23 protein-coding genes, 1 tRNA gene and 2 riboswitches are annotated in these 17,260 nt (G+C 41.0%); of the genes, 8 read left to right on the plus strand and 16 right to left on the minus strand.

The window, feature by feature from the left end; translation table 11 throughout:
• Positions 1–165 precede the first annotated feature (165 nt).
• Positions 166–546: a rhodanese-like domain-containing protein gene (locus NPA43_RS11060; RefSeq protein WP_099726786.1), complete on the plus strand. Its 381-nt coding sequence runs from the start codon at positions 166–168 to the stop codon at positions 544–546.
• A gap of 42 nt (positions 547–588) precedes the next feature.
• Here the strand turns inward: NPA43_RS11060 and gcvPB are convergent, their stop codons facing one another.
• Genes gcvPB through gcvT form a run of 3 tightly spaced genes read right to left on the minus strand, consistent with a single transcriptional unit; the run spans position 589 to position 4,502 of the window.
• Positions 589–2,049, minus strand: coding sequence for an aminomethyl-transferring glycine dehydrogenase subunit GcvPB (gene gcvPB, locus NPA43_RS11065; RefSeq protein WP_099726665.1), 1,461 nt, complete (start codon positions 2,047–2,049; stop codon positions 589–591).
• Positions 2,042–3,388, minus strand: coding sequence for an aminomethyl-transferring glycine dehydrogenase subunit GcvPA (gene gcvPA, locus NPA43_RS11070; protein WP_249705719.1), 1,347 nt, complete (start codon positions 3,386–3,388; stop codon positions 2,042–2,044). Before gcvPA ends, gcvPB begins: the two co-directional genes overlap by 8 nt.
• Positions 3,389–3,404: 16 nt before the next feature.
• Positions 3,405–4,502 carry a glycine cleavage system aminomethyltransferase GcvT gene (gene gcvT / locus NPA43_RS11075; RefSeq protein ID WP_099726663.1) on the minus strand — a complete coding sequence of 366 codons (1,098 nt, stop codon included), beginning with the start codon at positions 4,500–4,502 and terminating at the stop codon, positions 3,405–3,407.
• Between the two features lie 104 nt (positions 4,503–4,606).
• Positions 4,607–4,703: riboswitch (glycine riboswitch) on the minus strand.
• A 3-nt stretch (positions 4,704–4,706) separates the two neighbouring features.
• Positions 4,707–4,814, minus strand: a riboswitch (glycine riboswitch).
• A 251-nt stretch (positions 4,815–5,065) separates the two neighbouring features.
• Here gcvT and NPA43_RS11080 point away from each other — a divergent pair.
• The 4 genes from NPA43_RS11080 to sinR all read left to right on the plus strand — a co-directional run bounded on the left by NPA43_RS11080 (position 5,066) and on the right by sinR (position 8,264).
• Positions 5,066–6,736 (plus strand): DEAD/DEAH box helicase, encoded by a 1,671-nt coding sequence (locus tag NPA43_RS11080; protein ID WP_230030383.1) that lies wholly within the window; start codon positions 5,066–5,068, stop codon positions 6,734–6,736.
• 14 nt (positions 6,737–6,750) lie between these two features.
• Positions 6,751–7,548 carry a YqhG family protein gene (locus NPA43_RS11085; RefSeq protein WP_099726661.1) on the plus strand — a complete coding sequence of 266 codons (798 nt, stop codon included), beginning with the start codon at positions 6,751–6,753 and terminating at the stop codon, positions 7,546–7,548.
• Between the two features lie 182 nt (positions 7,549–7,730).
• Positions 7,731–7,895: an anti-repressor SinI family protein gene (locus NPA43_RS11090; protein WP_099726660.1), complete on the plus strand. Its 165-nt coding sequence runs from the start codon at positions 7,731–7,733 to the stop codon at positions 7,893–7,895.
• Positions 7,896–7,928: 33 nt separating this feature from the next.
• The gene (gene sinR / locus NPA43_RS11095; RefSeq protein WP_099726659.1) at positions 7,929–8,264 is read left to right on the plus strand and encodes a transcriptional regulator SinR; all 336 of its coding nucleotides are present in this window, start codon (positions 7,929–7,931) and stop codon (positions 8,262–8,264) included.
• Positions 8,265–8,332: 68 nt separating this feature from the next.
• Here sinR and tasA read toward each other — a convergent pair whose 3' ends face one another.
• From tasA to tapA, 3 genes are read right to left on the minus strand one after another with little or no spacing between them, the layout of a single operon-like run.
• Positions 8,333–9,133, minus strand: coding sequence for a biofilm matrix protein TasA (gene tasA / locus NPA43_RS11100; protein ID WP_099726658.1), 801 nt, complete (start codon positions 9,131–9,133; stop codon positions 8,333–8,335).
• 57 nt (positions 9,134–9,190) lie between these two features.
• A complete protein-coding gene (sipW, locus tag NPA43_RS11105; protein WP_099726657.1) occupies positions 9,191–9,763 on the minus strand; it encodes a signal peptidase I SipW in 573 nt (190 codons plus the stop codon).
• Positions 9,764–9,814: 51 nt separating this feature from the next.
• The gene (gene tapA / locus NPA43_RS11110) at positions 9,815–10,342 is read right to left on the minus strand and encodes an amyloid fiber anchoring/assembly protein TapA (protein ID WP_230030384.1); all 528 of its coding nucleotides are present in this window, start codon (positions 10,340–10,342) and stop codon (positions 9,815–9,817) included.
• Positions 10,343–10,593: 251 nt separating this feature from the next.
• Between tapA and NPA43_RS11115 the strand changes: the two genes are divergently transcribed.
• Complete coding sequence (locus NPA43_RS11115; RefSeq protein ID WP_099726655.1) at positions 10,594–10,920, plus strand: YqzG/YhdC family protein; 327 nt, start codon at positions 10,594–10,596, stop codon at positions 10,918–10,920.
• Positions 10,921–10,953: 33 nt separating this feature from the next.
• On the opposite strand, the gene NPA43_RS11120 is transcribed toward NPA43_RS11115, so the two are convergent.
• From NPA43_RS11120 to NPA43_RS11160, 9 genes are all read right to left on the minus strand, one after another.
• Positions 10,954–11,142 carry a YqzE family protein gene (locus tag NPA43_RS11120; protein ID WP_008360237.1) on the minus strand — a complete coding sequence of 63 codons (189 nt, stop codon included), beginning with the start codon at positions 11,140–11,142 and terminating at the stop codon, positions 10,954–10,956.
• Positions 11,143–11,202: 60 nt separating this feature from the next.
• Positions 11,203–11,586, minus strand: a complete 384-nt coding sequence (locus tag NPA43_RS11125) for a competence type IV pilus minor pilin ComGG (protein WP_099726654.1) — start codon at positions 11,584–11,586, stop codon at positions 11,203–11,205.
• A complete protein-coding gene (gene comGF, locus NPA43_RS11130) occupies positions 11,583–12,110 on the minus strand; it encodes a competence type IV pilus minor pilin ComGF (protein ID WP_256498811.1) in 528 nt (175 codons plus the stop codon). The genes NPA43_RS11125 and comGF overlap by 4 nt, the downstream gene beginning before the upstream one ends.
• Positions 12,025–12,336, minus strand: coding sequence for a competence type IV pilus minor pilin ComGE (gene comGE, locus NPA43_RS11135; protein WP_099726652.1), 312 nt, complete (start codon positions 12,334–12,336; stop codon positions 12,025–12,027). The genes comGF and comGE overlap by 86 nt, the downstream gene beginning before the upstream one ends.
• On the minus strand, positions 12,320–12,766 hold the full coding sequence (comGD, locus tag NPA43_RS11140; RefSeq protein ID WP_230030386.1) for a competence type IV pilus minor pilin ComGD: 447 nt from the start codon (positions 12,764–12,766) through the stop codon (positions 12,320–12,322). Before comGD ends, comGE begins: the two co-directional genes overlap by 17 nt.
• The gene (gene comGC, locus NPA43_RS11145; protein ID WP_008360227.1) at positions 12,759–13,052 is read right to left on the minus strand and encodes a competence type IV pilus major pilin ComGC; all 294 of its coding nucleotides are present in this window, start codon (positions 13,050–13,052) and stop codon (positions 12,759–12,761) included. Before comGC ends, comGD begins: the two co-directional genes overlap by 8 nt.
• 16 nt (positions 13,053–13,068) lie before the next feature.
• Positions 13,069–14,109, minus strand: a complete 1,041-nt coding sequence (gene comGB / locus NPA43_RS11150; RefSeq protein WP_230030387.1) for a competence type IV pilus assembly protein ComGB — start codon at positions 14,107–14,109, stop codon at positions 13,069–13,071.
• The gene (gene comGA / locus NPA43_RS11155; RefSeq protein WP_099726649.1) at positions 14,090–15,160 is read right to left on the minus strand and encodes a competence type IV pilus ATPase ComGA; all 1,071 of its coding nucleotides are present in this window, start codon (positions 15,158–15,160) and stop codon (positions 14,090–14,092) included. Before comGA ends, comGB begins: the two co-directional genes overlap by 20 nt.
• A 177-nt stretch (positions 15,161–15,337) precedes the next feature.
• On the minus strand, positions 15,338–16,198 hold the full coding sequence (locus NPA43_RS11160) for an STAS domain-containing protein (RefSeq protein WP_256498812.1): 861 nt from the start codon (positions 16,196–16,198) through the stop codon (positions 15,338–15,340).
• 99 nt (positions 16,199–16,297) lie between these two features.
• Here NPA43_RS11160 and NPA43_RS11165 point away from each other — a divergent pair.
• Positions 16,298–16,368 (plus strand) — tRNA-Gln (locus tag NPA43_RS11165).
• Positions 16,369–16,423: 55 nt separating this feature from the next.
• Here NPA43_RS11165 and NPA43_RS11170 read toward each other — a convergent pair.
• The gene (locus NPA43_RS11170; RefSeq protein WP_034319603.1) at positions 16,424–16,804 is read right to left on the minus strand and encodes a Spx/MgsR family RNA polymerase-binding regulatory protein; all 381 of its coding nucleotides are present in this window, start codon (positions 16,802–16,804) and stop codon (positions 16,424–16,426) included.
• 200 nt (positions 16,805–17,004) lie between these two features.
• Here NPA43_RS11170 and NPA43_RS11175 point away from each other — a divergent pair, with 200 nt between their 5' ends.
• Positions 17,005–17,247: a DUF2626 domain-containing protein gene (locus tag NPA43_RS11175; RefSeq protein ID WP_003217440.1), complete on the plus strand. Its 243-nt coding sequence runs from the start codon at positions 17,005–17,007 to the stop codon at positions 17,245–17,247.
• Positions 17,248–17,260 lie beyond the last annotated feature (13 nt).

The following is a 17,260-nucleotide window of genomic DNA, read 5'->3' on the forward strand; positions in this document are numbered from 1 at the left end:
GTTTTCTCTCTTCATCAGTCTATCAAATAGGGAAGGAATTGAAAATAATTCTGACCATTTATGATGACAAGTTTCTTTTGCTTTACTATAATAGTATTTGTCTAAACCGTACCATCAGACAGGCCACTGTGCTGATGCTCAAGAAGGAGTCGAGTCGTATTGCCAATATTCAACTATATCGTCCTCTCACTTTGTGGACTTTTCGTTCTTTATTCCATCGGCAGTTACATTTATCAGCAGCGCATTATGAAAACGCTGACGGAAGAAGAATTCATTAAAGGTTACCGCAAAGCTCAACTCATTGACGTGAGAGAGCCAAATGAGTTTGAAGGCGGACATATTTTAGGGGCAAGAAACATCCCCCTTTCACAATTAAAGCAGCGAAAAAATGAAATACGTCCTGACAAGCCTGTTTATCTCTATTGCCAAAATAATTTGAGAAGCGGGAAAGCAGCCCAAACTTTACGTAAAAACGGATGTCGTGAGATTTATAATTTAAAGGGCGGCTTTAAAAAATGGGGCGGCCGCATCAAAACGAAAAACTAACAAAAAAGACTCTGGGAGCTAGCCGCCCCCTTTGAGTCTTTTTTATTTTCTCTCAAAAACAAGAACTGGATTCCGCGCAGCCTTTGTTTCGTCCATTCGTTTGACAACCGTTGTATGCGGCGCTTCCTGCACCACTTCTGGATTCTCTTCTGCTTCTTTTGCAATTTGAATCATCGCTTCAATGAATGCATCAAGTGTTTCTTTTGATTCTGTTTCAGTTGGTTCAATCATGATACATTCCTCTACATTCAGCGGGAAGTAGATCGTTGGCGGATGATAGCCAAAATCAAGTAATCGTTTGGCAATATCAAGTGTCCTCACACCTAGTTTCTTCTGACGTTTACCTGAAAGGACAAATTCATGCTTACAGTGACGATCAAATGGTAAATCGTAATGAGCACATAAGCGGCGCATCATATAGTTCGCATTTAACACAGCATTATCTGTTACAGCCTTTAAGCCGTCTGGACCCATTGAGCGGATGTACGCATATGCCCTGACGTTAATGCCAAAGTTGCCATAGAACGGCTTGACGCGTCCAATTGATTGTGGACGATCATCATCAAAATAAAAACGACCTTCCTTCTTCACAAGTACTGGCTTTGGCAAGTACGGAATCAAATCCTTTTTCACTCCAACTGGACCTGAACCAGGACCTCCGCCTCCGTGTGGACCTGTAAAGGTTTTATGAAGATTTAAGTGAACCACATCAAATCCCATATCCCCTGGTCTTGCTCTGCTTAAAACAGCATTCAAATTCGCTCCGTCATAATAAAGCTTACCGCCAGCTCCGTGAACGATTTCAGCCATTTCTAAAATGTTTTCTTCAAAAAGGCCGAGTGTATTCGGGTTTGTCAGCATAAGAGCCGCTGTTTCTTCATTCACAACACGGCGTAAATCCTCTAAATCAACAAGCCCATTTTCATCAGATGCAACGGTAATCGTTTCAAACCCAGCCACTGTCGCAGATGCCGGATTCGTTCCATGAGCAGAATCCGGCACGATGACTTTTGTTCGCTTATGATCTCCTCTTGCTTCATGGTACGCACGAATCATCATGAGCCCCGTCCATTCGCCATGTGCACCTGCCGCAGGCTGTAATGTCACTGCGTCCATTCCTGTGATTTCTTCAAGATGGTCGCCTAGGTCATAAAGTAATTCTAATGCTCCTTGCACAGTGTCTGCTTCTTGAAGTGGATGAATTTGCGAGAAGCCTGCAAGGCGTGCAACCTTTTCGTTAATCTTTGGGTTATATTTCATCGTACAAGAGCCAAGAGGGTAAAATCCTGAATCAACTCCATGATTACGTCTTGATAGTGCCGTATAATGACGCATGATATCAAGCTCAGATACTTCCGGAAGCTCAGCATCCTCATGACGAATGTACGTTTCATCAAATAAAGCCGGGAGCTCCTGTTCAGGTACATCTAAATCAGGCAGGCTATAACCAATTCTTCCTTCTTTGGATAATTCAAAAATAAGCGGCTGATCTTGTTTATTCATGGCGATCCCCCAATTCCTTGATGAACGTATCGATTTCTTCTTTTGTTCTTAGCTCTGTCACGGCTACAAGCATGTGCTGCTGAAGCTCTGGGTAGTCTATCCCTAAGTCATAGCCGCCGATGATCCCTTTTTCAAGCAATCGTTTATTGACTTCTTTCACAGGCTCATTTAACTTGATCACAAATTCATTAAAATGGGCTCCTTCTACATCAGCCTGAAGCCCATGTTTTTCCGCCTGCGTCTTGGCATAATGGGCTTTTTGCACGTTTTGATAGGCGATTTCTTTTATGCCTGTCTTTCCAAGTGCCGTCATCGCAACAGAAGCGGCTAACGCATTTAATGCCTGATTCGAACAAATATTTGACGTCGCTTTGTCTCTTCGAATGTGCTGTTCACGCGCTTGAAGGGTCAGCACAAACCCACGAACACCATTTTCGTCTTCTGTCTGCCCGACTAAACGCCCTGGAACTTTTCGCATTAATTTTTTCGTCACGGCAAAATACCCGCAATGAGGTCCGCCAAATGCAGCCGGAATGCCAAACGGCTGTGCATCACCAACAACAATATCTGCCCCCAGTTTTCCTGGCGGCGTCAGTAAACCGAGTGCAAGCGGATTACTTGAGACAATGAACAGGCTCTTTCCTTTATGTGCAATCGGTTCAATCTCTTTTAACGGTTCGACTACACCGAAAAAGTTTGGATATTGTACAAGAACAGCTGCTGTTTCGTCGCAGACGGCCTCTTCTAATGCCGCTACATCCGTCTGCCCTTTTCGCGCAGGTACCTCAACTACTTCAATATGCTGTCCTTTGGCATATGTTTTCAGCACTGCTCTTGATTCAGGGTGAACCGATTCAGAGACAACAATTTTCTTTTTCTTTGTATGTCCTGCAGCCAGCATCGCCGCTTCAGCTAATGCGGTTCCGCCATCATACATCGAGGAGTTGGCAAGATCCATGCCGGTCAGCTCAGCGATCATCGTTTGAAACTCAAAGATGGCTTGCAATTCACCTTGTGAAATCTCGGGCTGATAAGGTGTATACGCTGTATAAAATTCAGAGCGTGAGATGACGTGATCGACAATGACAGGCTGATAATGATCATACACACCAGCACCAAGAAACGATGCATAGGAAACAGTATCCTTATTCTTTGCAGCTAAGCGAGATAATTCCCGCACAAGCTCTGTTTCAGATGCGGCTTCTTTGATGTTGTATGCCCCTTTGAATCGTACTTTCTCTGGGATATCTGAAAAAAGCTCATCAATCGACTGAACGCCGATGACATCCAGCATTTCTTTTTGATCTTGCTCTGTTTGCGGCAAATACCTGTGCTTCATCCTCTATTCCCCCTCGTTATTTGGCTCTTTTATAAAATGGTGTGGCGACGATTTTGGCTTTTAGACGTTTTTTACGAACTTGTACTTCCACCTCTGCCTGAAGCTGCGCCTCTGATGTTTCGATCAAAGCAAGCCCGATATTTTTCTTTAACGTTGGAGATTGTGTACCCGTTGTGACAATTCCAATCTGCTTCTCTCCTGAAAAGACCGGATAGTCTGTACGCGGAATCCCTTTATCAATCATTTCAATGCCGACAAGCTTCCGCTTCGCTCCTTCTTCTTTTTGCTTTTTGAGCGCTTCTTTCCCAATAAAATTAGCTTCTTTATCCATTTTCACAGCAAAACCAATCCCGCCCTCTAATGGGGAAATATCCTTTGTGAGCTCCTGACCATAAAGCGGAAGTCTTGCTTCAAATCTCAAGGTGTCACGTGCACCGAGCCCGCACGGCATTAACCCTTTAGGCTGGCCCGCTTTTAATAAAGCCGACCAAATGTGAACGGCATCTTCTGACTGGCAGTAGATTTCAAAGCCGTCTTCTCCTGTGTAGCCAGTTCTTGAAACAAGCACCTCTTTTTGAGCGACCTCAGCTTGTGATAAAAACGTAAATGGCTTGAGAGATGTCACCTCTTCGTCCGCCACATCCTTGATGATGTCAGCAGCAAGAGGTCCTTGAAGTGCTAGCAAGGCGATTTGATCAGAGACGTTTTTGATCAATACGTCATCTTCACCTTGATGCTTGAGCAGCCAATCCACATCTTTTTCGATATTTGATGCATTAATGACAAGCAAATAGTTGTTCTTTTCTTTTTGATAGACGAGCAGGTCATCCACAGTCCCGCCATCTTCATAACACATGGCTGTATATAGTGCCTTACCATCCGTCAGCTTAGACAGATCATTGGTTAATAGCTTTTGTAAAAAAGGAAGGGCATCTTGACCTTTGACTTCCACCTCACCCATGTGAGACACATCAAAAAGCCCTGCTTTTGTTCGAACAGCTTCATGTTCTTCTTTAATGGAAGAAAATTGGACAGGTAATTCCCAGCCCCCGAAGTCAATGGTTTTTGCGCCAAACGTTTCATACGCATGAAAAAGCGGTGTTCGTTTCAACATCAATCGTTTCCCCCTTTTTTCTTACAGTGCAGATCACAAGCTGAATTTTCAGAAAAAATCACAGCAAAAAAGGACAGAGAGCTCCCTTTTTATCAAAAAGAAGTCTCTGTCCTTGCACCTGAAAGTTTACAGCACAACATCATTGTGCGTTTTCCCCTTTGGTGGTTTGCTAAAAAAACAATGAGCAAACACTCTCCAGAGTTGCGTCCGGTAAGAGTACTTTTGCCTGAGAGATTCACTGAATCAATTCAGCTTGCTCCTTCGGCGCCTGCCAGTGCAAAATAACCGCCAAGTCTCTCCCCATACCATCATCCGCTCATATTCTTCACATTTATTGGACATACTATCAAAATGAGTGACTTATTTTCTAGATCACTTACCAACATCCTACCATTAGAAATGGATCAAGAGCAACAGAAAAATCATTAACATTTTTAAAATAAATGTTCAATATCGTTCGCTTTTATTGAAATATATAGTCTTTTAAAGATCTCTCAAAAAATGAAGCGTTTAAAAACAGAACGATTTTATTATAAACCGACTAGGAAGGCAGGCGATGACCATTGAATATTCAAACGATTTTTGATCAGGAATGGGTAAGTGAATTTCAGCAGCGGCTTTCAGCAGACGGTCCCTGGGCGAACTGGGATATGTACCGATTAGCGACGCAGGTTCAGAAAGTCACGGCGATTGATTCATTCGAGGGTTTGCAAGCTCCTACGCACCTACCTGACTTCACTCCTTTAAAGCACCAGCTCGAAGTAGCCAGAAGAGTCGTAGAAGAGATGAACGGGAAAGCCATTCTAGCAGATGAAGTGGGACTTGGGAAAACTGTAGAAGCAGGGCTCATTATCAAAGAATACATGATTCGTGGACTTGCCAAAAAAATTCTCATTCTCGTCCCCGCCTCCCTTGTGTCTCAATGGGTGCAGGAGCTGCGGACGAAATTTTACATTGATGCTGTCGAACAAAAAAAAAGCTATGTGTGGGAGCAGTGTGACGTCGTAGTTTCCTCAATTGATACAGCCAAAAGACAGCCGCATCGAGACACGATTTTATCTATCGCCTACGATATGGTCATTATTGATGAAGCACACAAACTGAAAAACAATAAAACGAAAAACTATGAATTTGTGAGAAATCTAAATAAGAAGTTCTGCCTCCTGCTTACAGCTACGCCTATTCAAAACCGAATCGGAGAAATTTTCAATCTCGTTTCCCTTCTGAAGCCAGGCCATCTTGGGAATGAACATCAGTTTAAAGATGTTTTTGCCAAAAAGGACTTGCAGCTTGAAGATCATGATCGATTGAAACAGCTAATCAATAAAGTGATGATTCGTAACCGAAGAGAAGACACTGGCATCGAGTGGTCAAAACGGCATGTCAAGACGATTTCCATTCATTTCTCTCCGACAGAGCAGGCGTTATATGATGAAATCTGCAAGCTGAAAGAGAATCCAGCTTATACAAAGCACATGTTTTCAATCATGACCTTGGAACGGGAATGCTGCTCAAGCCGCGAGGCGGTCTATATGACGATTAAAAAAATGCAGGAAGAAGAAAAACACATTTTAGGATCTTCTGCCATTGCGCAAATCATGGAGAAAATCAACCAAGTCGAGCAAAATTCAAAGGCGCTGGAAGTCGTCAAACTCATTCAGCAGTTAAATGAGAAAGTGATTATTTTCACTGAATATCGTGCGACACAAATTTATTTACAATGGTTTCTTCAGCAAAACGGCATTAGCTCGGTTCCTTTTCGAGGCGGCTTTAAGCGGAGCAAAAAAGACTGGATGAAAGATTTATTTAGAGAACGGGCTCAAGTATTAATTGCTACAGAAGCCGGCGGCGAAGGGATTAACCTTCAGTTTTGTAACCAGATCATCAACTACGACCTTCCGTGGAATCCGATGCGTCTAGAACAGAGAATTGGACGTATCCACCGCCTTGGCCAAGAGCGGGATGTCCACATTTACAATATGGCAACGAACGGAACAGTCGAGGAACATATTCTAAAGCTTTTATATGAAAAAATTCAGCTGTTTGAAAACGTCATTGGCGATCTAGATGATATTTTAACGCGAATTGATATCCAAGATGCCGAAACAGAATTGCATCATATACTCTTTCAGCACAAATCTGACGGAGACATGAAAAAGAAATTAACCCAGTTTGCTTCCTATTTAACAAAAGCACAAACACCGCTTTTAGAAAAAAGGCAGCAAGGCTCATAAAGGAGAGTTGATCAATGGAGCAGCGTGACATTCATACATTTCTTCTCCGTTTCTTTCAGGCGAACCAATGCGACATATTAGAAGAAAGTGCAGGACATATGACAGTGCAGCTAACGATCGAAATGGATAAATTGATTATGAACCGACCTTTTTATTGGCACTGGCTCGAAAAAACGGGCGGTGTACCTGAGCCGCGGCAATTGACCTTAATCACCGATCAAAAAAAAGCCGGTGACACGGTCGAAGGTGAATTTGTCCACTTCGGCTCCCCTCGTTTATTTCAAATATTCGAGGCTGTTAAGCAGCAAGGCCGATTTATCCGGCTCTACGAAAGAGTGAGACCGCTTAGCAACAACCAGATCGCGCTGGAACCATGGCTTGGTCTCAATGTGAAAATATCCTACCTGGCAGACCGTAAAAAGGATAAGCTGCTGTCACTTGGGCTTCATCTGATACGAGGAGAAGTCATAGAACAATTTCAAGAAAAGCTCGAAGCCCGTGAGCTGTCGTCTCAAATTCCTGATTATTGCTTTACGATGAGTACAATGATTAAGCCAGAAAGCGGCGTCAAACGGCTCTATAGCCTGATGGAGCGTTATGCCCATGAGGAGCCGGACGATTGGGCGGTGAGGGCTGTTCAAAAGTGGAAAGAAGACTCGGAACTTTTAAACCAATTTTATGAAGGGACTTCAGACACATCTGTAGAATATGAAATAGAAAGACAAGCACTTAAAACTTTATACGAACCAAAAATCAGTCTTACGATTGAAAATGGCGGGCTTTTTTACTTACAGCAAAAAAGAGGAGGTTGACTCACGAGTCCCCTCCCCTTCATGTGACATACGATTTTCGATCAGTCAAAAGCAAAGTTTGTCTGTTTGTATTGGGCGGAAACATGACGCAAGCAACCTATGAGGTCTTACCACCTGTGTCTTTCCATTTAATGCGTTAAGTGCCTGAAATACACGATTCAGTATTTTAGGAGGGTATTTGTATGGAAAAGAAAACGAAATTATTAGACAGTGAATGGGTTCAATTATTACGCGAAGCTCGCAAAGCAGGGCTAACAGTTGAAGAAGTCCGTCATTTTCTCAAATCAAAGGAAAAGTCCTCTGAGTCTCCCCCTCTGGTAAGAAGTCATTCTATCAAACCTTTCTGAATGTGCTATAATATCGAAAGGAAGGTGATGACATTGATTGGCCAGCGTATTAAACAATACCGCAATGAAAAAGGCTACTCACTATCAGAACTGGCCGAAAAGGCTGGGGTAGCGAAGTCTTATTTAAGCTCAATAGAAAGAAACTTGCAAACAAACCCCTCCATTCAATTTCTTGAAAAAATCTCCGCCGTTCTGGACGTCTCGGTTCATACACTGTTACACGAAAAAGATGAAACCGAATACGATGGTCAATTAGATAGTGAATGGGAAAAACTAGTTCGAGATGCAATGACATCAGGGGTTTCGAAAAAGCAATTTCGTGAATTTTTAGATTATCAAATCTGGAAAAAACAGCAAGAAGAGGAGTAAAGCGCACGTTTTAGCGCATACTCCTCCAATTGCTATGCAGAGCTTATATATCAGTCTAAAGACTGGATTTATTTTTTATCTTCGCTGTGTGCTTTTTCGTTTTCTTTCACGTAGCCTTTTTCATCCGTATGCTTTTTGGGATTGATCGTTAAACCATTCCACTGAGTCGCTTCGAAGGAAAGATCAATTTGAATCGCATCGCCTTGGTATTTATTTTGGATATAGTGACCAGCTTTATCCTTCGTCTGGTCATTGACAAATTCAATGATCATTTCCATTTTATCGTAATCAAACGGATTCTTTGGAATGCCGTCATACTCTGGAGCCACTGTTCCATCAACGGTTGCTACATTAATTTTACCACTTTCATGTAAAAACTTCTCATCGACGGCATGACGAAGCTTTTCAAATGCGGTCTGATCCTGTTTTGACGTTAATTGATGCAGGTCAAGCAGGTTTGCATGGTCTAAAATAATATTTTTCGGATAACCATTTCCACCTTCGGCTCCAACCGTAAGAACACTCACCTGAAACTGGCTGAGGAATTCTTCAGCTGTATTCTTACCGCCATTCTTCGCAGAAGTTCCATCTTTAAACTGGCTATAATCAAGACTCATCAGCACTTGATTAATCGCAAGCGACCCCTTATTTTCAAAATTAAATTCTTTCTTTATTCGGTCACCAGGTTTTAAGTTCGCAAGGTTGATGGCGCCAGAGTTCTCTTTTGCAGATAAATTCAGCTCTCCTGTCGAGTAGACCGCGTTTGCCTTTTCTACATCATTAAATGCCGCCCAAGTTCCCCCGCCGATTAGAGCAAGGCCTAATGCCCCTGATAATACACCTAAACGAATTGATTTTTTGATAGCCATGAATAAACCCCCTAATAAATTGTTTTATTGAAACCTAATTAGGTTACAAACGAAAATTTATGCTTGTTTCTCTGACATATGTAAATCAGCCGTGTGTCTTCGATGTTTCGCAGCGCCCACAAAATGAATTGTTGAATAAACGAGCAGCATCACACCTGGTATAATCAGCAGCAAAGCGGTTCCAGCCGAGGTCCCGGCATACGAAAGAAACTTTCCTGCATAAGGGATGTTCATTCCCGTATACTGCGCAACCACTTGATCCGCTTTTACCAGCGTGCCGTCTTGATACATATTGTGGTCTCCTTTTGTCTCAAAGGCTTTATTTGTTCCATTTCCTTTTACCCCAACAATTCGGTGAGTCACAAAGGACTTGTCTTGCTTCGTTTGAAAAGTGATAATATCCCCTTTTTTGAGCGTATCAGGTGAGGTCACATGTTGTACTACAATCAGCGACCCAGCCGAAAATTCCGGTTCCATTGAGCCAGATAATACTTGCTTGAATTGATAACCGAAAATCTGAGGATCTCCACCTGTTGTTCTTGATGACAACACAACAATAATACATGCAATCATCATCGTGAAAACCGTTGCGTAAAGAATACTGCCAGACATTTTCATCCATTTTTTCATGTCTCTTCTCCCCTTTTCATATCATTTTTTTCATTCAGCAGACAGCTCCATTTAAGATATCTTTTCTTGACAGCTTGAGAGCTGCATATGTTTAGACCAAAAGAATGTTTTTTCAGATGCACCAATTCCATTAGGAAAATAGATTTTAAATGCATAGATTCCATTCGTTTTTGCTTTATCTGTTGTGACAGTCGTCGTTTCTTCTGATGAAAGGTGTTGTATAGAGCCCTTTTCAAGAATATGACCATCCTGTAATGGTTTCTGATCACTTTCTACTTTGTGTAATTCCCACTTCCATTCAGAGTGCGCTATGGGTTGTCCAATATTTTTTAATGTCATGCTCAGCTTTTGAGGCGCACAGACTGTTCCTTCGATCATCGTTTGATCTATGAGCTTTAAATCACTTTTATCCCATTTCTTTGGCTGACAATGCTGATCTGTCTGTTCAAAATCTTCACACGTGTTCATCACAAAATTTGTATGCTCGACATCGTTAAAAGAAGCGTTAGTAGATGTGATAAGAAGAGACGTGAAAATTAAACAAATGGAACTAAAGAGTACAAAGAGCGACTGTTTCATATTCTTCCAACTCCTTGAACGATTGTTCTTTAAAGAGAACGATTACATTTAGTATAAGGAAATACCTATAAAACCCAAAACGTCAAATTAGTCCATTTTGTTCTTAAACAAGAACTCTTCCGAGAAAATTCTTCCATTTTCTCATTCTTTCGCCATATTCTATATTTTTTTTCTGTGACATTTGTACTTCTTAAAAATTTACATAAAAGTGTAGGATTTGGTCAGGATAATAACTGATGAGGTGATGTTAAGTGAAATATAGAAAAATCATGATCATGCTCAGTTTACTGTTGGGTCCTGTCATACAAGACGCCAAACCTGCAGATGCGAGAGGATTCACTACTGCCGCAGATCAATGGGAAACAAGAGCTGTCAAAGAAGCAAAGAAAAGATATCCGTTAGCACAAGTCTTATTTAAACAAAAAGTATGGGACAGGCACCGGGAAAAAGAATCTGTGAAACAGTATCATATTACGTTAAAAGATCATGCCAAAGAATTTGGGGTATTTGTCACCATTTCCTATAACCCTTACTCAAACAAGGTCAATAAAGTCATTGTCGTTGAAGAATACAGCTAAAGCGGCACAAAAAAACCGCCTGCTGGCGGCTTTTTACTTTTGTCGATGTCGTTTTTTTAGCATCATTGAAAAGCCAAACGGCAGAACACCAAATAAGCGCTGTGAAAATGGCGGTTTTGTTTCCATCTTTTCTTGTTTATGTTCCTTCCGTTCGTCACGTGGTGTATTCATATATTTAATGATTTCCTGTGTCATATATTTTACATAGTCATTTGTTTTCAACGAACATTCACCTCTTCTTCCTTAAAGTGTTACCAGGAAGAGTGTGATTTTATACACTGGCTAATCAGGGATTGTCCATTTCATAATTTCACCGGTCTTCCCATCCATCACCAATTCCCGCTCATCTGCTAAACCATCCTTTGTTTTAACGCCGACCAGCATGTGGACATGTTTTTTCTTTTGATCGCACCCGATCTGTTTCAATGTCACACGTCCTTCTTCAGTGTCCACATGAGTATTCGGCTGATCACAAATACGATTTAATTTGCTTGCAGCCTCACTTACACCCATTCTAAATAGCTGCTGTTTTTTATAAAAGGAAATCGTCAGCTCTGCACTTTTCAGCTCATTTTGAAACCCAATCGTCATCGAGCCTAGGATCAAAAGGAAGAAAAGAATCGTAGCAAGTACGTGCGGATAGATAAACCCTTCTTCACTTTTCACGTTTTAGGAACCACTCCTTTATATGTGAAAAAAATGGCTTCATACACCTTACCAGATACATCTGTGACTTCAAGGATTGTTGTTTGCTGATCTGTTCTGACGCGAAATTGTTTCACCTTTTGCAATAAAGGAAGATGCCCCGCCTGATCCATTCGCTTCCGCAGCATCTCTTGATATGGCTCAATCCTCACAACTCGCCCTTGGTCGGAAATATACTCTAACACTTTTCCTTCTTTCACCGCTCTAACAGCCAGTGCACGGCTTAATTCCTCCTCTAATTGCAGTACAGTTTGCTTCCACTCCATTTGTGAAAATTGGCTGATTTCTTCAAATGGATGGGCTTTCTCTGCAACAGAAAAGATGAGCACACAGCCAAAAGAAAGGAACAGAAATAGTTGCAATTTCCACAAAGCTTGTACAAGTGTAAATCCCTGTTCATCATTCAACATGACGAAAGCATATCGTCTTCTTTTTGTGTACTTTGTATGATACACATCCCCTCTGCTTACTCCAATGGAGTTCATATGTGATCTCGCCTCTCTTCTTTTTGACGGATGGCTTTGTACCTTCTATGAACGCTTCGTTCATATGTTCATGTAACACTTGGTAAGCTTCAAGTTTTGCTCTTAATTCCTTTTTTCCCATCATTAGTTTTTCATAGGCTGGCATGAGCACAAGAGCTGCAAATAGAAAGGTATGGCAAGCTAACAGCATCTCAAACGTACTAAATCCTCTATTGTTTTTGAACATGGATCCGCCCGCTCCCTAAATAAATCGTGAGTTTATAAGTTTGACTGCCAAATTGAAGAATGAGAGATCCGCCGCTGCTCGGATGTCCATTTACATTAAAGTGGATCCCCTGTGGAAATGTAGAATGCTTGATGATGCCTTTTTTATGCTGATGAGAAGCAATCACCTCATCACCATTTTGATCTATTATTTGATAGGATACATGGTGTGGATGAATGTCAACATTCACACGGGTTTTTTTGATAAATGCCGTATAAGCAGCCAATTGGAGATCTTGTTTCATGATGTTCACTTGTTTTTTTGCTTCAGCACTTTCTAATATACTTGGGACTTTTCCTCCTATGACCGACAATAGAATAGATAAAACAAGTAAGATCATGAGCTGTTCAATGAGGGTAAAACCCTTCTCATGTAAAAGCAACTTATTCATGCTTCACGTCGCCGTTTTGAATGACAATGGCTTTTCCATTAGGACAAGTTAATCCCTTTTTGACATAGCCTTCTTTTTCTAATTCAGCTAAAGATGGTGTCTTGCCATCATGCTCTAATTCATATGCCATCACCTGTGTACTCACCATTGATTTGAGCCCTTCACAGCCCTTCGCTTGAATGCTTTGATGGTGACGTGTGATATTCGGAATGGTAATGAGTAAAAGAATGGAAATCACGAGCATGACAATTAACATTTCCAACAGTGTAAATCCTTTATCATTCATGCCTTTGTCCTCCTCCTCACACTTGTTCCATTAGTTGATACATCGGTAAAAGAATAGATAAATACACAATGAGTATAAGGAGCGCTGTCAAACCATATATGACCGGCTGCAGCCATGAAACCCATTTTTCAATTTTCAGCTCTGCATTCTCCAATAGGAATTGACTATACGTGTACAATTCTCTTGCAAGCATCCCGCTAGCTTCACCATGCTTGATGACAGCTGCAAAATGTTTTTCGAAAAAAGGAGACCCGCTTAGTTGATGTTCCATGCTTTCTCCTTTTCTTAATTCTCCAATCATCTGTTCAGATATTTCTTGAAGAAAGGGTAAATAGCTTTGCTGTTTGAAAGCTTGCAAGCTTTCATACATCGATAATCCAGCTTGAAGAAGCCCGCTTAGCTGAAGGGAAAAAAGATACGTATGCATCAGCTGCATCCCTTTATATAACACAGGCAGCCTGCTCATCACTCTCAGTTTCTCAAGGGCTGACTTTTTCCTAAAAAAGACATGATAATATCCAGCCAAAAAGATACACATACAGCCTATGATGAGGAGGAAAGCGTGTAGGAATTGAAAGAGTCCAAACATCCCTTGGATCAGCCATGACATGCGGGTATCCATCGATGAGTACAATAAAGAAAATTGAGGAATGATCATCTGCTGAACAAGTATTAGCACAACCAAGACCGTAAAGACGAGGAAGATCGGGTACCGTAACATACGTTTGAACGTGTCTAACTGCTTGATTTTTTTCTCTAAAAAACGTGAGCTTTGCTCAAGAGCGCGTGCTAGGCTGCCATGCTTCTCTGAAAAACAGAGAATGGCGATGACTTCCCGCTGAAAATGGAGTCTCTCCAGCACCACATAAAAAGACTCCCCTTCAAGCAGCCACTGAATGCCTCTTGTTAATAGCTGCTGTTGCTTCTTTGATAACTGGATATTCACCATCGTTAATGCCTCAATCAATGTATATCCAGCTTGAAACAATTGAGCAAGTTTTGATAGAAATTCAGCTTGTTCTCTTCTAGACCAGGCTTTAGAGACTCGCTTCTTCATAAACCCAGCGATGATATGTGTTTTTCGATAGATAGCCCAGTGCCACTCCTTTACGAATTAATCTTTGCAGTGTTTCATATGACGAGTGAGCATATTCTCCTTTGGCCTCTTTGATACACTCACCAAGCTCCTTTCCGTAAAGTAATTCAAAAACATTCGTTCGTCTGACCGGTCGATTTAATTTGCAATATAGCTGACACGTTTCCCCGCAAAATGGACACGTGAGCTCGATTAATCGCTGTGCAGCAATCGCAACCATTGTTTGTTCGAGCTCATTCATCGTCACACCAAATTCAAGCATTCGGTAAAGGGCACCTTTTGCATTTTTCGCATGCAGCGTACTCATCACTAAATGGCCTGTCAGTGCTGCTCTAATTGCCGTTTTGGCTGTTTCAGCATCTCTTATTTCTCCTAGCACAATCATATCTGGGTCATGTCTTAAAATAGCGCGTAATCCCGCCGCATACGTGATGCCTGCTTTTTCATTGACTTGTACCTGTAACACTTCTTCATTTCTTGTTTCCACAGGATCTTCAAGTGTAATAATATTTCGGTTGAAATGCTTTTTTGCAAACTGTATCAATGAATAAAGTGTTGTTGTTTTCCCTGAATTGGTTGGCCCAGTAAATAAAATGAGTCCATGCGAATGATTCAAAAATGATAATAATCTGGCTGAGGCTTTCGGAAATAACGACAGATATTTTGTTTTCGGGATATGATCCTGCGGTAAAATCCTAATCACTAAACTTTCATCATTTACAGTCGGTAATGTAGACATTCGAACAAACACTTGGCCAGTTCTCAGCATCACAGCCAATGACCCGTTTTGCGGTCTCCTTTTTTCGCCGATATCCATGGAGGATAAAAATTTAAAATGAGCAATTAACCGTTCCCCGCTTTTTTTATCAATGGCTCGCTGCTGGATTAAATCTGAGTCTACACGGAAAGATACCGAAGCTTCCTTTTCTTTTGGGACAATATGAACATCAGATGCTCTCATGCGGCATGCTTCTTCTAGCAGCTCTTGTCCCAAATATTCAATACCATACAAGTGGTTCACTCCTTTCTCTGACCCTATTGTAAGATGGAGGAACCCGTCTGACAAAAGCGCATTTCACGATTTTAATGACTGATAAAGCGTTAAAATCCTTAACTTAGGATGCATTTTATTAAATATAAAAAAAGAGCAAATCAAAAAACCTGACTTTTACAAGTGCAGGTTTTTTGATCATATTGCCTCTTCAAAGATACGGAATCCTCTCTTTTCTAACGCTTTTGCAAGGCTATGTTCAGTATTTACTTTTGAGAAATCAATGCCAAGTTTGACAACTGTCTGAGCAATCTCTGGCCGGATACCTGAAATAATCGTCTCAATTCCTAGAAGCTTCGCACTATCAACCACTTTAAAGAGCTGATAAGCAACCATTGTATCAACAACTGGTACGCCAGATATATCAATAAATAAATGGATCAAACGCAGTCTTGAAGCCTGTTCTAGTACTGACTCCAAAATAATTTTGGCCCGGTACGTATCAATTTCGCCGATCAGCGGTAAAATCCCGATCTCTTTTGATACTGGAATAACAGGGGCACTAAGTTCTTGGATCATTTCTCTTTGTGCATTTAGCTGACTCAGTGTCACGCGGTCATATTCTTCTGATAAACGCTCAATCATATCATCAAACGTCCCGTGAAAATGCTGATTCCATCCGCACACATCTTGCAGCGTCACTTCTAGCTCTGTTTCTTGTGTGAATGTCTCGATTCTCGAACAGAAGATGTGGCGGAATACCTTAAATTGGCCGATGATTTCATATAAGAACACCTCGTGAACTGCTCGATCACGAGCGATATCAACAGACCACTTTTTCAAATGGTTCTCTGCTTTGTCTGATACCTTTACAAGCGTCGCTGCAATGGTTTGAATAAACGCTGTGTTTTGTTCCTTCAGTTTCTTTTCTGTCTCCTCTGAAGCATGTTTAGAGTATAATGAACCTTCTTCTGTTCTTGTTTTCAACCATTCTTCGGTCATGACAGGCGCTTCTTTTAGAATAAATTCATATAATTGTTCAGATTTTTCATTTTTCATTTATTTCTTTCGCTCCTTTTTCACTTAAAACTAGTGACAAACCAAACTTTATGTATAAATGACCGCAGATGGTGAACAATATCATTACACGTTTGATATTGGGCTATAGCCAAGTGGTAAGGCAATGGACTTTGACTCCGTGATCGTTGGTTCGAACCCAGCTAGCCCAGTTCAGCACAAAAACGAAGACGGCTGAAGCATGTTTCAGCTGATCTTCGTTTTTTATTAGGAAACCGATTGATGAATCGCTTTCTTTTTTGATATTTTCATGAGTTCCCCGGGATTATAGCCAACCACTAATTTATTCCCATCAATGATGATCGGTCTCCGCAGCAACTTTGGTTTTTCAATGAGAAGCTCAAGTACCTCGTTTACTTTTAAATCATTAATATTTAAATTTAAGCTTTTAAAAGCTTGGCTTCGCGTGGCTAAAATTTCATCCATTCCCTCTGTCGTTAAGGAAAGAATCTTTTTTAATTCATCTAGAGTTGGCGTTTCTCTGAAAAGGTGACGCTCTTTAAAATCAATTTGATTCGCCTTTAGCCAATGTTTTGTTTTGCGGCAAGACGTGCAGCTCGGGTATGAATAAAAAGTAATGTCACTCATTAGTCTTCCTCCTTAGGTCGTTAACCTTTTCTCTTATGGAGTAAGTACCCTTATGTATTTAGGCATAAACACTTTTTCAAAAAATTTTTTTCATCTTACTAAATAAATGTTCACACGTTGTCAAAAATGTAAATGTTTACATAACAAGTGATGATCAGCTATAATATGAATCAAAGGGGTTTTTAAGGGGAGGGAAAGAAATGAATCGCATGTTCCGCGTGCTTGGCTTTTGGACGGGTATTTTTGCTGTCATGTTCTATTTAGGACATATGAAAGATGCATCCTTGCTGTTCTTCGGTCAAACCGTTCTTTTTGTATTTTTATCCTACTTGAATTTATCCGAAAGAATGTATATTTACATTTTCGGAGCGTACTTGACGATTTTCTTTGCCGGATTTACATATTATTCGATTTTCATCATGGTTCCCGGTACCGGACATTAATAGAAAAAAGCAT

The organism is Bacillus pumilus, assembly GCF_024498355.1.
Lineage (GTDB): Bacteria > Bacillota > Bacilli > Bacillales > Bacillaceae > Bacillus > Bacillus pumilus_P.

Coding starts and splice junctions, on each gene's coding strand:
- gcvPB (WP_099726665.1), bottom strand. CDS start 2,049: ATGAATAAACAAGATCAGCCGCTTATTTTTGAATTATCCAAAGAAGGA.
- gcvPA (WP_249705719.1), bottom strand. CDS start 3,388: ATGAAGCACAGGTATTTGCCGCAAACAGAGCAAGATCAAAAAGAAATG.
- gcvT (WP_099726663.1), bottom strand. CDS start 4,502: ATGTTGAAACGAACACCGCTTTTTCATGCGTATGAAACGTTTGGCGCA.
- NPA43_RS11085 (WP_099726661.1), top strand. CDS start 6,751: ATGGAGCAGCGTGACATTCATACATTTCTTCTCCGTTTCTTTCAGGCG.
- NPA43_RS11090 (WP_099726660.1), top strand. CDS start 7,731: ATGGAAAAGAAAACGAAATTATTAGACAGTGAATGGGTTCAATTATTA.
- tasA (WP_099726658.1), bottom strand. CDS start 9,133: ATGGCTATCAAAAAATCAATTCGTTTAGGTGTATTATCAGGGGCATTA.
- sipW (WP_099726657.1), bottom strand. CDS start 9,763: ATGAAAAAATGGATGAAAATGTCTGGCAGTATTCTTTACGCAACGGTT.
- tapA (WP_230030384.1), bottom strand. CDS start 10,342: ATGAAACAGTCGCTCTTTGTACTCTTTAGTTCCATTTGTTTAATTTTC.
- comGF (WP_256498811.1), bottom strand. CDS start 12,110: ATGAACTCCATTGGAGTAAGCAGAGGGGATGTGTATCATACAAAGTAC.
- comGE (WP_099726652.1), bottom strand. CDS start 12,336: ATGTTCAAAAACAATAGAGGATTTAGTACGTTTGAGATGCTGTTAGCT.
- comGD (WP_230030386.1), bottom strand. CDS start 12,766: ATGAATAAGTTGCTTTTACATGAGAAGGGTTTTACCCTCATTGAACAG.
- comGC (WP_008360227.1), bottom strand. CDS start 13,052: ATGAATGATAAAGGATTTACACTGTTGGAAATGTTAATTGTCATGCTC.
- comGB (WP_230030387.1), bottom strand. CDS start 14,109: ATGAAGAAGCGAGTCTCTAAAGCCTGGTCTAGAAGAGAACAAGCTGAA.
- NPA43_RS11160 (WP_256498812.1), bottom strand. CDS start 16,198: ATGAAAAATGAAAAATCTGAACAATTATATGAATTTATTCTAAAAGAA.
- NPA43_RS11170 (WP_034319603.1), bottom strand. CDS start 16,804: ATGAGTGACATTACTTTTTATTCATACCCGAGCTGCACGTCTTGCCGC.
- NPA43_RS11175 (WP_003217440.1), top strand. CDS start 17,005: ATGAATCGCATGTTCCGCGTGCTTGGCTTTTGGACGGGTATTTTTGCT.